Genomic DNA, 13001 nt, shown 5'->3' on the forward strand with positions numbered 1-13001 from the left:
GGGCACCCCACCACCCCTACTTCACGGACCCGGCCATCACACCCTGGACGAAGTGCCGCTGGAAGGCGAAGAACACCACCACGGGCACGATCAGCGACAGGAACGCGCCGGGCGCCAGGACGTCGATGTTGCTGCCGAACTGCCGTATCTGGGACTGGAGTTCTACGGTCAGCGGCTGGGAGGAACTGTCGGCGAAGAGCAGGGCGACCAGCATGTCGTTCCAGACCCACAGGAACTGGAAGATGGCGAGCGAGGCAATCGCGGGGCGTCCGACCGGCAGGACCAGCCGGGTGAAGATGCGCCATTCGCTGCCGCCGTCCATCCGGGCCGCCTCCAGCATCTCCTTCGGCATCTCCGCGAAGTAGTTGCGCAGCAAGAACACCGCGAACGGCAGCCCGTAGGCCACGTGGAAGAGCACGACTCCGGGGATCGTGCCAAACAGACCCAGCGCACCGAAGAGTTTGGCGACGGGGAGCAGACCGATCTGCACCGGCACCACCAGCAGGGCCACCACCAGCAGGAAGAGGGGCTCCCGGAACGGGAAGTCCAGCCAGGCGAAGGCGTATCCGGCCAGGGCGGCGATGACGACGACCAGCACGGTGGCCGGCACCGAGATCAACACCGTGTTCCAGAAGGCCTGGGTGATGCCGGCGTTCTTCAGCAGCGCCGCGTAGTTGTCGAAGGACAGTTGGCCGGGAGCGGCAAGGGCCGTCCACCAGCCGCCTTTCGCGGTGTCCTGCGCCGAACGCAGGGAGGACAGGAAGAGTCCCGCCAACGGGGTCAGCCAGACCAGGCCGACCACCACCAGGAAGGCCTGCACCAGGCCGTTGCCCAGGCCCCGCCTGATCGTGTTCATCGCTGACTCCTTCGGAAGCGGCGGACGTTGAACACCATCGCGGGGACCACCAGAAGCAGCAGGAGCACGCCGAGGGCACTGCCGAGGCCCTGGTTGTTACCGCCGCCGAAGGACACCAGCCACATCTGGGTCGCTAGGACCGTGGCGTCCTCCTGCACCGGTCCGGGGGCGATGATGTAGACGAGGTCGAAGACCTTCATCACGTTGATCACCAGGGTCACGAAGACCACGGTGAGCACGGGCGCGAGCAGCGGGACGGTGATGCGGCGGAAGATCTGCCACTCGTTCGCGCCGTCGATCCGGGCGGCCTCCAGCGCGTCGCGCGGAAGGGTGGAGAGCCCCGCGCTGATCAGCACCATCGCGAAGCCCGTCCAGATCCACAGGTAGGCGCCGATGATCGCCGGCGTGACGAGTGCCGGGCCGAGCCAGGAGACGCCCTGGTAGGGCGGGGCGAAGTTGGAGGCGGGCAGCTTCACCGTGTAGGAGCCGTCGGCGAGCCCGGTGAAGCGGAAGGAGCCGTCGGGGGCGGTCGTGGTGCTCGCGACCGTCTTTCCGCCCCGCACGGCCTCGACCTTCATGCCGGGCAGTCCGCTTTCCCCGCGGTCGACCCTGCCCTGTTCCCCTCCCCCGCCGGGGGTGAAGTCCAGGTAGACCACCCCGCCCAGTTGGCCGGGGGCCGGCTTCGCGGTGGCGGCCGGATATGCGGGAGCGGCGCCCTTGGGCAGGTCCTTGGGCAGGACCCCGACCATGGCCAGGTTCACCGTGTCGCCCGTGGAGCCGGTCGTGCGGTAGGAGCCGTCCCGGTCATGGACGAGCAGTCCCTGACGCCCGCGGGCCGTCGGGTACGTCGAGGTCCCCGTGAACGCATCGTGGACGGAGACGACGGCCGCATTGAGCACGCCCTTGTCCGGGTCCTGGTCGTAGGCGAGCCGGAAGATGATGCCGGCGGCAAGGAAAGACACCGCCATCGGCATGAACAGCAGTAGTTTGAAGGCGGTGGCCCAGCGGATCTTCTCCACCAGGACAGCCAGGATCAGGCCGAGGCCGGTGAGCAGTGCCGGGGCCACGACCACCCAGATGGCGGTGTTCCGGATGGCTTTCAGTGTGGCCGGGTCCCGGAACATCTCGGTGTAGTTGTCACCACCGACGAACCGGGTGCCGGAGGCGTCGAAGAAGCTCCGGCCGACCGAGAACAGCACCGGGTAGACGACGAGCGCGCCGAGCAGGAGCAGCGCGGGAAGGACGAAGAACACGGCGACCAGCCAGGCGCGCCGCCGGCCGCGGCGCCCGCGCGCCGCGCCGGCGGCCCGCGGGCCCGCCTGTCGTTTCACAAGTGTGGCGGTCATGTCGTCGGCTCAGTCCTGGTAGGCCTTGGCCGCCGCGGCCTCCAGCTTCGCCGCGGTCGACTTGGGGTGAGCCGGGTCGCGCAGGAAGTCCTGCAGCAGCTTCCACTCACCGGCTCCCTTGGTGCCGCCGAAGGCCGCCGGCGCCTGGTCGGACATGTCGAACCGCACCGTGTCACCGGCATCGACGAGGGACTTGGCGGTGGCGCGGGTGACGTCGTCGCCGTACGCCGAGAGGTCCAGCTTCTTGTTCGGGGACAGGTAGCCACCCGCCTTCGCCCAGACGGCCGCGGCCTCGGGGGTGGCCAGGTACTCCAGGAGCTTCATCCCGGCTTTGGCGTTCTTGCCGTCCTTGAGGACGACCGCCGCGTCACCACCACTGACCACCGGTGCGGTGCCACCGTCGACCGAGGGGAAGGGGAAGAAGTCCGCGTCCTTGCCGATGGTCTTGCCGAACTGGTCGTGGGCGACGCCGGCGACGAAGTCGCCTTCGTAGACCATGCCGGCCTCGGGCTTGGGGCCGAACACCTTCTCCACCGAGCCCGGGAAGTCGGTGTTGAGGGCCCCCTTCTGGCCGCCCGCGATCAGCTGCTTGTCCTTGAAGAGCTTGCCGAGGGTGGTGAGCGCCTTCACCACGCTGGGGTCGGTCCACTTGAGCGTGTGACTGGCGAGGGCGTCGTACTTCTCGGGGCCGGCCTGGGAGAGGTAGATGTTCTCGAACCAGTCGGTGAGGGTCCAGCCGTCCTGTCCGGCGACCGCGAAGGCGGCGAGGCCCGAGTCGGAGACGGTGTGCCCGGCCTTGAGCAGCTCTTCGTAGGTCTTGGGCGGCTTGACGCCGGCCTGGGTGAGCGCATCGGGGCTGTACCAGACGGTGGACTTGTGTGCGGCCTTGAAGTAGAGGCCGTAGAGGGTGCCGTCGACACTGCCGTACTTCTTCCAGACGGGCGCGTAGTCGGCGTCGACCGTCTGCTGGGCGGTCTTCGACAGCGGTTCGAGCCAGCCCTGCTTCGCGAACTGCTTCAGCACTCCGACCTGCGGGACCATCACGACGTCGGGCGCGTCGCCGCCCTCGATCTTGCTGCCGACGACGGTGGACACGTTGTCGCCGGTGGACACGAACTGGGTCTTGGCGCCGGTCTTCGCGCTGAACGCGTCCAGCACCTTCTGGAAGTTCTTCTGCTCGCTACCGGACCAGACGCCGGCCACGGTGACCGTCTGACCGCTGAGCGCCTTGTCCGCGCCTCCGGTGGAGTCCTTTCCGCCCCCGCCGCAGGCGGTGGCGCCGAGCGCGAGAGCGAGGGCGGTGCAGCCGGTGAGCAGGGTGGTACGTCGTCGCATCATCGGTGATGTCCCTTCGGGGGATCGGAGTTGACGGAGCGGGATCAGAGGTCGTTCAGCCACCAGGCAGCCGTGGAGCCGGGCAGCACGCCGACCGGGCAGGGGCCGCTGGAGAGCAGGGGAGCGCCGGAGGCGGGCGCGGGGGTGGGGGCGGTACCGAAGTTGACGGCGCAGACCAGGCCGTCGCCGCGGACGAAGCCGAGGACGCCGGGCGGGGTGTCCAGCCAGCGCAGCGTGCCCTCGCCCAGTTGGGGAAGCGTGCGGCGCAGCTGGAGGCCTTCGCGGTACAGGTGCCAGAAAGAGCGGGTGTCGGCGAGGGCCCGGTCGGTGGCGTATTCGGCGAAATACTCCGGCTGGGGCAGCCAGGGCTTGGCGCTCTCGGCGCCGGAGCTGAAACCGAACGGGGAGACCTGCCCGGACCAGGGCAGTGGCACCCGGCAACCGTCGCGGATGCGGGCACGGCTGCCGGTACGGCGGAAGATCGGGTCGGTGAGCACGTCGTCGGGCAGGTCGACCACCTCGGGCAGCCCCAGTTCCTCGCCCTGGTAGATGTATGCGGCTCCGGGTAGTGCGAGCATCAGCAGCGCGGCGGCTCGGGCACGGGCGGCGCCCAGGCCGCTGCCCCCGCCGGCGGGTTCGCCGTAGCGGGTGACGGTGCGGACCTGGTCGTGGTTGTTGAGGACCCAGGTGACCGTGGAGCCCGTACCGGCTATGTCCTGCATGGCCTCGGAGACGACCTTGCGGAAGGCGTCGGCGTCCCATGGGGCGCCGAGCAGGTCGAAGAAGAAGGCCTGGTGGAGTTCGTCGGGGCGGACGTAGCGGGCGTGTTCGCGGGCGGTGGGGACGGAGACCTCGCCCACCAGGAGGCGTTCACGGCCGTCACGTTCCCGGTACTCGTCGCACAGGGCGCGCCACCGCCGCCACACCTGGTGCACCTCGGGCTGGTTCCAGGCGAGCGGGTTGACCGAGTCACGGGTGCGGGCGTCGGCCTCGGGATCGTCGGAGTCGGGCAGCTCGGGGTGCTTGTACAGACCGGCGGCGACGTCGATGCGGAAGCCATCCACGCCGCGGTCGAGCCAGCAGCGCAGAATGCGGTCGAACTCGGCGGCTGTCTCGGGGTTCCGCCAGTTCCAGTCGGGCTGCTCGGGCGTGAACATGTGCAAGTACCACTGGCCGGGGCGACCGTCGCGCTCGGTCACCCGGGTCCAGGCGGGGCCTCCGAACATGGCGTGCCAGTTGTTGGGCGGCTCGCTGCCGTCGGGGCCCCGGCCGTCGGCGAAGTGGAAGCGGGCGCGGGCCGGGCTGCCGGGTTCGCTGTCCAGCGCCTCGCGGAACCACGGGTGCTCGCTGGAGCAGTGGTTGGGAACGATGTCGAGGAGCACCTTGATGCCGAGCCGCCGGGCCACCGCCACCAGCAGATCGAATTCGGCGAGGTCGCCGAAGAGCGGGTCGACGCCGCAGTAGTCGGCCACGTCGTAGCCGTGGTCGTGCTGCGGTGAAGGGTAGAACGGGCTCAGCCAGATGCCGTCGACGCCGAGCTTCTTGAGGTATGGCAGCCCGGCCCGGACCCCGGCCAGATCGCCGATGCCGTCGCCGGTGCTGTCCAGGAAGCTGCGGACGTAGACCTGGTAGATCACCGCGTCGCGCCACCAATGATGCCTGTTCAACCCTGTGGACCTGTCTCTGTGAGCGGGGCTGTTATGCATGCATGTTAAGTAGGCGTCGCGCAGAGGTGTCAATGAAATGACCGCAAGCTACCGTCCGGTTCACCAAGCAAAATAGGGCATTTCACCACAAGGTGAGGACAGTCGTGATAGCCGCGTTACTTAACAAGTAACTAGCGATGGGTGATCGCGTCGAGTTCGCGAGCCAGTCGTCGCACAGCCTGCTCGGGCGTCTCGCGTCCGGTCAGCGCGTCCTGCATCACTGCCTGGACCACCAGGCTGACCTGTTCGTAGTGCGGGCTCTTGGGACGCGGCGCGGCGGTGAGGACGGCAGTGCGCAGGGTCGGCAGATAAGGGAACCGCCGTACGAGCGCGGGGTCGTCGTACAGCGCGGCGCGCACCGGAGGCAGCGCGCCGCGGGTGAGCACCTGGCGCTGGACGCGCTCGCTGGTGAGATAGGCGATCAAGCGCGCCGCGGACTCCGGGTGCCGGGCATGGGTGTTGACCGCCAGGTTGGAACCTCCCAGGACGCTCGTCCCGGGCCCGTGCGGCCCAGGCAGCGGTACGGCGCCGACCTTCCCGGCAACCTTGGAGCCCTGGGCCGAGGCGACGACATAGGCGTAGGGCCAGTTGCGCAGGAAGAGCAACTGGCCGTCCTGGAAAGCCTGTTTGGACTCCTCTTCCTTGTACGTTAGGGCCTGTTTCGGTATCCAGCCCTCACGCAGGCCACGGGCGAGGAAGCCGATGCCCTCACGGGCCGCGGCAGAGTCGACGGTGACCCTGGTGCCCTCGTCGCCGAGGATCGTGCCCCCGGCCGAGTACACGGCCTCGGCCGCGTTCACGGTGAGGCCCTCGTAGGGCAGGAACTGGCCCGCGTAACCACCCAGCCCGTACCTGGGCGCGATCGTCTTCGCGTCGTGCTCCAGTTCGGCCCAGGTACGCGGAGGAGGCACACCCTCCTTGGCGAGGATGTCCTTGCGGTACAGGAGCAGTCCGGCGTTGGTGACGTACGGGACGGCGTACAGGCGTCCGTCGTACGTGGCGGTGTCCACCACCGGGGGCAGGAAGGTCTTCAGCGGAAAGCGGTCTCGGGGCAGCGGACGGATCCAGCCGGCGGCGGCGAACTCCGAGGTCCAGTCGACGTCGATGTTGAGGACGTCGAACCGGCCCCGGTCGCCGCCGCGCAGATCGGTGATCATCTGGGCATGGGTCTCGTCGGTGGAGTCCGGCAACTCGACGAGAGTGACCTTCTCACCGGGATGGGTGCGGTTCCAGCCCTGCAGCAGCGGGCCCAGATAGCCGGTGAGGTCGCCGGCGGTGGCCAGGGTGAGCGGGCCGCGCCCCTGGGCGTCGCCTTCCTCGGCCCGGGCTCCCGAAGCCACGTAACCGGTCATGATCACAACGAGAACGAGGAGGCCCCTACCGGCGGCGCGTATCCACCGCATAGGTTCCTCCCTGAACACGTACGCACGGCCACGGGCACCCTCGCCCGGGGTCAGAGGCCATGTATACCTGTTAGGTATGGGCGATACTAGGGCCTGGAGCACATTGAGCAGACAGGAGGACAGCACGAGTGCGCCTGCCCCTCCTGGCACTACTCGCCCGCGGCCCGGCCCACGGCTATGAGCTCAAACAGGGCCTTGAGCAACTGCTGGGCTCCGCGTACCCTCAGCCGAACGTCGGCCAGATCTACGTCACCCTCGGCCGCCTGGAGAAGGCGGGGCTGATCGAGGGCCAGGACGTGGAGCAGTCCAGCCGGCCCAACAAGAAGGTCTACCACCTCACCGACGCCGGGCGTGAGGCGCTGCGCACCTGGTTCGAGGAGACCGAGGACGAGCCGCGGGTGCGGGACGAGTTCTTCATGAAACTCGCCCTCGCCTCGCAAACCGGTCTCGCCGACCAGATCGCCCTCATCAACAAGCAGCGGCGCCAGTACCTCAACACCATGCGCGACCTGTCGAAACTGGCCGCGGCCGAGACCCGGGACAACCGAATCGCCCAGTTGCTCATAGAGGGCGCGATGCTGCACCTGCAGGCCGACCTCGACTGGCTGGAGCGGTGCCAGGAGGAACTGGAATGAGCGAGGACGCCACTCCGGTGCTGCGGGCCGAAGGCCTGGTGAAGACCCACCACGGCGAAGGCGCACCCGCCCGTGCGGTGCGCGGCGTCGACCTGAGTGTGGCGCGCGGCGAGTTCGTGGCGATCACCGGCCCCTCCGGCGCCGGGAAGTCGACACTGCTGCACCTGCTCGGCGGACTCCAGCGGCCGGACGAGGGCAGCATCTGGCTGGCCGGCCGGTGCACGGACTCCTTCAGCGAGGCGCGCTGGGCCGTCGAGCGCCGGAAGGCCATCGGGATCGTCTTCCAGTTCTTCAACCTGGTGTCGAACCTATCGGTCGCCGACAATGTCGAGCTGCCCGCCCTACTGGCCGGAGTCCCGCCGAAGAAGGCCCGCACCGGGCGGGAAGCCCTCCTCGCCGAACTGGGCCTCGACGGCAAGGAGCGCAGCATGCCCGGCGAGCTATCCGGCGGCGAACAGCAGCGGGTCGCCCTGGCCCGGGCCCTGGTCAACCATCCGCCACTGCTGCTGGCCGACGAGCCCGCCGGCAGCCTGGACAGCAAGGGCACCCGCGAGGTGATGCGGCTGCTGTCCCGATTCCACGACCGTGGTCAGACCATCGTGCTGGTGACCCACGACGCCCGGCTGGCGAGCGCCGCGGACCGGGTGATCAGCTTCTTCGACGGTCGCATAGCCGACGACGCGGCCCTGGACGGCACGCCGTCCAAACGCAGCGGTACCTCCGGTGTGCTGGAGCTGAGGGACTGATGGAGCGTCTCACGGTACGTCACGGGGCGAGGAGCTGAGGCGCGTGCGGGCGACCCTGCGCTGGGCGCACTCCGATCTGCGCACGCATCGCGGTGAAGCACTGTTCCTCGTGCTGGCCACCGCTGGGATCGTCGCCTCCCTGCTGCTGGCCACCGCGCTGTTCGGCTACGCCACCAACCCCTGGCAGCGGGTCTTCACCCAGGCCCGGGGGGCGCATGTGTGGATCCACACCTCGCTCTCCGCCGATGCCCGGGCGCTGGCCCGGCTGGACGGCGTCGAGTCGGTCGCCGGCCCCTACCGCACCGAGTCGGCCACCGTCGCCTCCCGCGGCACCCGTGTCTCCGTGGAACTGCGCGGCACCCCGCGCCTGCCCTCCGTCAGCCGTCCGCTGCTCACCACGGGACACTGGCTGGATGCGGCCGAGCCGAACGGTGTGGTGCTGGAGAGCAGCCTGGCCCGGGCGCTGCTGGCCGAGCCCGGAGACACCCTGACGCTGCCCGGCACGACCCGTACCCTCACCGTGGAAGGCATCGCGGACAGCGCCGAACCCCACTACAGCCCGGGCGAGCGGCCCGGCCTCGTCTGGGCGCTGCCGGCCGCGGTGCGCGCTCCCGCCGGCCAGGTGATCGGGCTGCGACTGGGCGACCCGGCCGACACGGACTACATCGTGCAGCGGGCCGTCACCGCGCTGGGCTCGGGCGCGGTCGGTGAGGTCTCCACCTGGCGGCAGGCGCGCTCCGCGGCGCAGGGGGACAACCGGCTGCTGGGCCAGGTGCTCGGTCTGTTCGGTCTGGGCGCCCTGGTCGCCGCCGGGTTTGCGGTGCACGGGGCGATCGCGACCCGCATCCGCGGGCATCTGCGGGACCTCTCGATCCTGAAGGCGATCGGCTTCACACCCGGCCAGGTCGTCCGGGTCTTCCTGCTCCAGCACCTCGCGTACGCCCTCCTCGGGTCCGTGGCCGCCGCGGCGCTCACCGAGGCCCTGGGCAGCCGGATCCCCGGGCGGCTCGGGGATGCCGTGGGCGTGTGGCAGGGGCTCCCCGGGCATGCCCTGGCGGTGCTCGCGGTGCCCGTCGGCGCGGTGCTGTTCATCGGGCTGACCACGGGGCTCGCGGCCTGGCGGGCGGGGCGGGTACCGCCGGTTCCGGTACCGCGCCCCGCGGCTCCGGCGGGCGGACGGCTCACCGGACCGGCCCGGCGGGCGCTGGGGCTGCGGTGGCCGGCCGCACTGGTCCTCGGCTGTCACAAGGTGTTCACCGGACGCGGCCGGTCGCTGGCCACCGTGGCCCGGCTGACGCTGCCACTGCTGCTGATCGTGGTGGCGCTCAGCGCCTGGACCACCATCGACCGGTTCCACAGCAGCCCCGGGCAGATGGGCCTGCCGACGGCACTCACGGTCCGTTCGGACGGTGCCCTGCGCCCGACGGACGTACAGGCCCTGCTGATGCGTGACTCCCGGGTCGCCGCCGCCTACCCGGGAGTCGAGGAAGCCGCGCTGGTCCCCGGACAGACTGGGACGATCGCCCTGCGCGGCATCGGCACCCGCGCAGAGCCCTACCCGTACACCCTCGCCGAGGGCCACGCGGCGCGCGGACCGGACGAAGCGGTGGCCGGCCAGGGCCTGCTGGACCTGCTGCACGCGCGGGTCGGCGACTGGGTGCGGATGACGGTGGGCGACCGCCCACAGATCTTGCACATCGTGGGCCGCAGCATCGAACCGCGGAACGCCGGCCGGGTCGCGACGACCTCGCTGGACACCCTGCGGGAGAACGATCCCGGACTGTCCGCGGCCTTCTACGAGCTGCGGCTGCGCCCCGGTGCCGACCCGCAGCTCGTGGCCGCCGCACTCGCCGCGGCCGGCGCGGGCCACCTGGACGTGCATCCCTTGACCAACCCTGCCGACGGCCTGTCGCCGCTGCGTGCGGTCGTCGCTGGGCTGATCGCCGTCCTGGCCCTCATCGGACTGGTCGAGTTGCTCACCGCGATCGGCGCGAGTGTCCGTGAGGGCGAGCGGGACTTGCTCGCCCTCAGGGCAATCGGCATGTCGCCGCGGCAGATCACCGCGATCACCGTCACGGCGACGGGCTGCACCACTCTGGTCGCAGTCGTCGCTGGTACGGCGCTGGGGCTGCCGCTGGCCCGTCGGCTGATCGACGCCCAGGGCAGCTCCGGCGGCATCGGCGCGGGCATCGCCCAGTCCCCCTCCCCCGGCCTGCTGCTCCTGCTGAGCGCCGCGGCCGTGCTGGGAGCGGCGGCGCTGGCCGCACTACCCGCGGCCCGCGCGACCCGCAGACGCCTCGCGGACACGCTGAGCGCGGTGGCCTGAGCCGCGGCCCACGGACCCGAGCCGTGGGCAGCCGATCAGTCCCGGCCGCGCAGCTGCCGGTACCTGGAGACCAGGGCCTCGGTCGACGCGTCCAGGCCGGGCACCTCGGCCCCCTCGGTGAGGGCCGGCTCCACGCGCTTGGCGAGGACCTTGCCGAGCTCCACACCCCACTGGTCGAAGGAGTCGATGTTCCAGACGGCACCCTGCACGAACACCTTGTGCTCGTAGAGAGCCACCAGCTGGCCGAGCACGGACGGGGTGAGTGCCCGGGCCAGGATGGTCGTCGTCGGCCGGTTGCCCTGGAAGGTCTTGTGGGGGACCAGTTCGTCCGGCACGCCCTCGGCGCGGACCTCGTCGGCGGTCTTGCCGAAGGCGAGGGCCTGGGTCTGGGCGAAGAAGTTGGCCATCAGCAGGTCGTGCTGGGCCCTGACCTCCCCGCTCAGTTCGGCGACCGGCTCGGCGAAGCCGATGAAGTCCGCCGGGATCAGCTTGGTGCCCTGGTGGATCAACTGGTAGTAGGCGTGCTGCCCGTTGGTTCCCGGGGTGCCCCAGACGACCGGACCGGTCTGCCACTCGACTTGCCTGCCGTCACGGGCCACGTGCTTGCCGTTGGACTCCATCTCCAGTTGCTGCAGGTACGCGGTGAACCTGGACAGGTAGTGGCTGTACGGCAGGACAGCGTGCGACTGGGCGTCGTGGAAGTTGTCGTACCAGATGCCGAGCAAGCCCATCAGCAGCGGGGCGTTGGCCTCGGCGGGGGCGGTGCGGAAGTGGTCGTCGATCAGGCGGAAGCCGTCGAGCATCTCCCGGAACCGGTCCGGGCCGATGGCGATCATCAGGGAGAGGCCGATCGCGGAGTCGTACGAGTACCGACCGCCCACCCAGTCCCAGAACTCGAACATGTTGGCCGTGTCGATGCCGAAACCGGCCACCTTCTCGGCGTTGGTGGACAGCGCGACGAAGTGCTTGGCCACCGCGGACGCGTCACCGAGCGCGTCCAACAGCCACGTCCGCGCGGAGGTCGCGTTGGTGATCGTCTCGATCGTGGTGAACGTCTTGGAGGCGATGATGAACAGAGTCTCGGCCGGGTCCAGGTCGCGGGTGGCCTCGTGCAGGTCGGCACCGTCCACGTTCGACACGAAACGGACGGTCAAGGTGCGGTCGGTGAAGCTGCGCAGTGCCTCGTACGCCATCGCGGGCCCCAGGTCCGAGCCGCCGATGCCGATGTTGATCACGTTCTTGATGCGCTTGCCGGTGTGACCGGTCCAGGCGCCGGAACGGACCTGTTCGGCGAAGCCGGCCATCTTGTCCAGCACGGCGTGCACCTTCGGGACGACGTTCTCTCCGTCGACCTCGATCACCGCGTCGCGGGGAGCGCGCAGCGCGGTGTGCAGCACGGCCCGGTTCTCGGTGATGTTGATCTTCTCGCCGCGGAACATCGCGTCCCGCAGCGCGAACACGTCCGTCGCCGCGGCCAGCTCGCGCAGCAGCCGCAGCGTCTCGTCGGTGACCAGGTGCTTGGAGTAGTCGATGTAGAGATCCCCGACCTGGAGCACGTATCCGATGCCCCGCCGCTGATCGGCGGCGAACAGGTCCTTCAGATGGGTGTCGGCCAGTTCCTCCCGGTGCTTGGCGAGAGCGGTCCATTCGGGCATCTGGTTGAGCCTGGTACGGCCGTCTGCGTTCATTTCCGACTTCAGCCTTCTTTCGTCCCTGTCCCAGCTGTTCCAACCTAATTGATCACCGTGGGGCGCGAGTGGTCGTGGCGCGTCATCCGGTGTAACAACGGGTACGTCCGCTCTGCGGTTCGGTATCAGCGAGGTGACGGACAGGACGAGGCAAGCAACCGTGAAGGGAGCCGGCTCGTTCAGGCTCGGGCCGTGGCCCCGCCACAGCCGAGCAGGGCACCCAGCGAGGCCCACGACGGCCAGGGTACGGAAGGCGGAGTGATCCGATCGGGCGTGTCGGCGGGAGCACATGCTGCTGCGTCAGGGGATTGTGTCGACCTTCCACGGCACGCCCGTGCGCCCGAAGGGGCGAGGGCGGGGATCAGGGCCCCCACCGCCCGGTGCCCCGCCGGAGCCGGAGGGCACCACGGCTCTCCACAACCGCCCGGGGCCTCCGCGCCGTGCGGACTCGTCGCTCTCCCTCGTTCCCGCCGCGGTCAGGACTCCCGCCTCGCGGTTCGCGCCTGCACGAAAACGCGGAGGGCACCACTGACGATCGGTCGGCGCCAGGGTGGCACAGACAACTCCGGCCGGGAACCCACAGGCACCCGACCGGTCTCAACTCCTAGATCTCGCCCCGCAGTTTGGCGAGCGCCTCGGCGAGGATCGCCTCGCCGTCCGCGTCGCTGCGCCGCTCCCGCACATACGCCAGGTGCGTCTTATAGGGCTCGGTCCGCGGTGGGTCCGGCGGGTTGTCCCGGTCCTGGCCGGCCGGGAAGCCGCACCGCGGACAGTCCCAGGTCTCGGGTACCTGTGCGTCGCTGGCGAAACTCGGCTGGGTCTCATGCCCGTTGGAGCACCAGAAGGAGATGCGCAGACGCGGCGCGGACTCACCGCGCTCGGCCTCGCCCATCGGCCCCGCCCCGACCCGGCTACCTCGGATCGCGTTGCCACTTGCCACGGTCGTAACTCCCTGCGTGA

General features: G+C 69.9%; 10 protein-coding genes. 3 read left to right on the forward strand and 7 right to left on the reverse strand.

Annotated features, from left to right (window positions below; translation table 11 throughout):
• Positions 1 to 16: 16 nt before the first annotated feature.
• From LK06_RS06560 to LK06_RS06580, 5 genes are all read right to left on the reverse strand, one after another.
• On the reverse strand, positions 17 to 856 hold the full coding sequence (locus LK06_RS06560; protein WP_039655369.1) for a carbohydrate ABC transporter permease: 840 nt from the start codon (positions 854 to 856) through the stop codon (positions 17 to 19).
• Positions 853 to 2202 (reverse strand): ABC transporter permease, encoded by a 1350-nt coding sequence (locus tag LK06_RS06565; RefSeq protein WP_039655370.1) that lies wholly within the window; start codon positions 2200 to 2202, stop codon positions 853 to 855. Before LK06_RS06565 ends, LK06_RS06560 begins: the two co-directional genes overlap by 4 nt.
• A 9-nt stretch (positions 2203 to 2211) precedes the next feature.
• On the reverse strand, positions 2212 to 3540 hold the full coding sequence (locus LK06_RS06570) for an ABC transporter substrate-binding protein (RefSeq protein WP_039655371.1): 1329 nt from the start codon (positions 3538 to 3540) through the stop codon (positions 2212 to 2214).
• A gap of 41 nt (positions 3541 to 3581) precedes the next feature.
• Positions 3582 to 5243, reverse strand: a complete 1662-nt coding sequence (locus LK06_RS06575; RefSeq protein ID WP_174673816.1) for a glycoside hydrolase family 13 protein — start codon at positions 5241 to 5243, stop codon at positions 3582 to 3584.
• A 131-nt stretch (positions 5244 to 5374) separates the two neighbouring features.
• On the reverse strand, positions 5375 to 6646 hold the full coding sequence (locus LK06_RS06580; RefSeq protein WP_039655373.1) for an ABC transporter substrate-binding protein: 1272 nt from the start codon (positions 6644 to 6646) through the stop codon (positions 5375 to 5377).
• 128 nt (positions 6647 to 6774) lie between these two features.
• Here LK06_RS06580 and LK06_RS06585 point away from each other — a divergent pair, with 128 nt between their 5' ends.
• Genes LK06_RS06585 through LK06_RS06595 form a run of 3 tightly spaced genes read left to right on the forward strand, consistent with a single transcriptional unit; the run spans position 6775 to position 10353 of the window.
• A complete protein-coding gene (locus tag LK06_RS06585) occupies positions 6775 to 7281 on the forward strand; it encodes a PadR family transcriptional regulator (RefSeq protein ID WP_039655374.1) in 507 nt (168 codons plus the stop codon).
• The gene (locus LK06_RS06590; protein ID WP_043408732.1) at positions 7278 to 8027 is read left to right on the forward strand and encodes an ABC transporter ATP-binding protein; all 750 of its coding nucleotides are present in this window, start codon (positions 7278 to 7280) and stop codon (positions 8025 to 8027) included. The genes LK06_RS06585 and LK06_RS06590 overlap by 4 nt, the downstream gene beginning before the upstream one ends.
• A 43-nt stretch (positions 8028 to 8070) precedes the next feature.
• Positions 8071 to 10353 carry an ABC transporter permease gene (locus LK06_RS06595; RefSeq protein ID WP_043408729.1) on the forward strand — a complete coding sequence of 761 codons (2283 nt, stop codon included), beginning with the start codon at positions 8071 to 8073 and terminating at the stop codon, positions 10351 to 10353.
• A gap of 35 nt (positions 10354 to 10388) precedes the next feature.
• Here the strand turns inward: LK06_RS06595 and pgi are convergent, their stop codons facing one another.
• Both pgi and LK06_RS06605 read right to left on the reverse strand, forming a co-directional pair.
• The gene (gene pgi / locus LK06_RS06600) at positions 10389 to 12041 is read right to left on the reverse strand and encodes a glucose-6-phosphate isomerase (protein WP_086083141.1); all 1653 of its coding nucleotides are present in this window, start codon (positions 12039 to 12041) and stop codon (positions 10389 to 10391) included.
• Positions 12042 to 12645: 604 nt separating this feature from the next.
• Positions 12646 to 12981: an RNA polymerase-binding protein RbpA gene (locus tag LK06_RS06605; RefSeq protein ID WP_003976875.1), complete on the reverse strand. Its 336-nt coding sequence runs from the start codon at positions 12979 to 12981 to the stop codon at positions 12646 to 12648.
• Positions 12982 to 13001 lie beyond the last annotated feature (20 nt).

It is taken from the genome of Streptomyces pluripotens, from assembly GCF_000802245.2.
Classification (GTDB): domain Bacteria; phylum Actinomycetota; class Actinomycetes; order Streptomycetales; family Streptomycetaceae; genus Streptomyces; species Streptomyces pluripotens.

Bases quoted from the DNA above. Each gene is read 5' to 3' on its own strand.
- LK06_RS06560 (WP_039655369.1), bottom strand. From the start codon at position 856: ATGAACACGATCAGGCGGGGCCTGGGCAACGGCCTGGTGCAGGCCTTC.
- LK06_RS06565 (WP_039655370.1), bottom strand. From the start codon at position 2,202: ATGACCGCCACACTTGTGAAACGACAGGCGGGCCCGCGGGCCGCCGGC.
- LK06_RS06570 (WP_039655371.1), bottom strand. From the start codon at position 3,540: ATGATGCGACGACGTACCACCCTGCTCACCGGCTGCACCGCCCTCGCT.
- LK06_RS06575 (WP_174673816.1), bottom strand. From the start codon at position 5,243: ATGCATAACAGCCCCGCTCACAGAGACAGGTCCACAGGGTTGAACAGG.
- LK06_RS06580 (WP_039655373.1), bottom strand. From the start codon at position 6,646: ATGCGGTGGATACGCGCCGCCGGTAGGGGCCTCCTCGTTCTCGTTGTG.
- LK06_RS06590 (WP_043408732.1), top strand. From the start codon at position 7,278: ATGAGCGAGGACGCCACTCCGGTGCTGCGGGCCGAAGGCCTGGTGAAG.
- pgi (WP_086083141.1), bottom strand. From the start codon at position 12,041: ATGAACGCAGACGGCCGTACCAGGCTCAACCAGATGCCCGAATGGACC.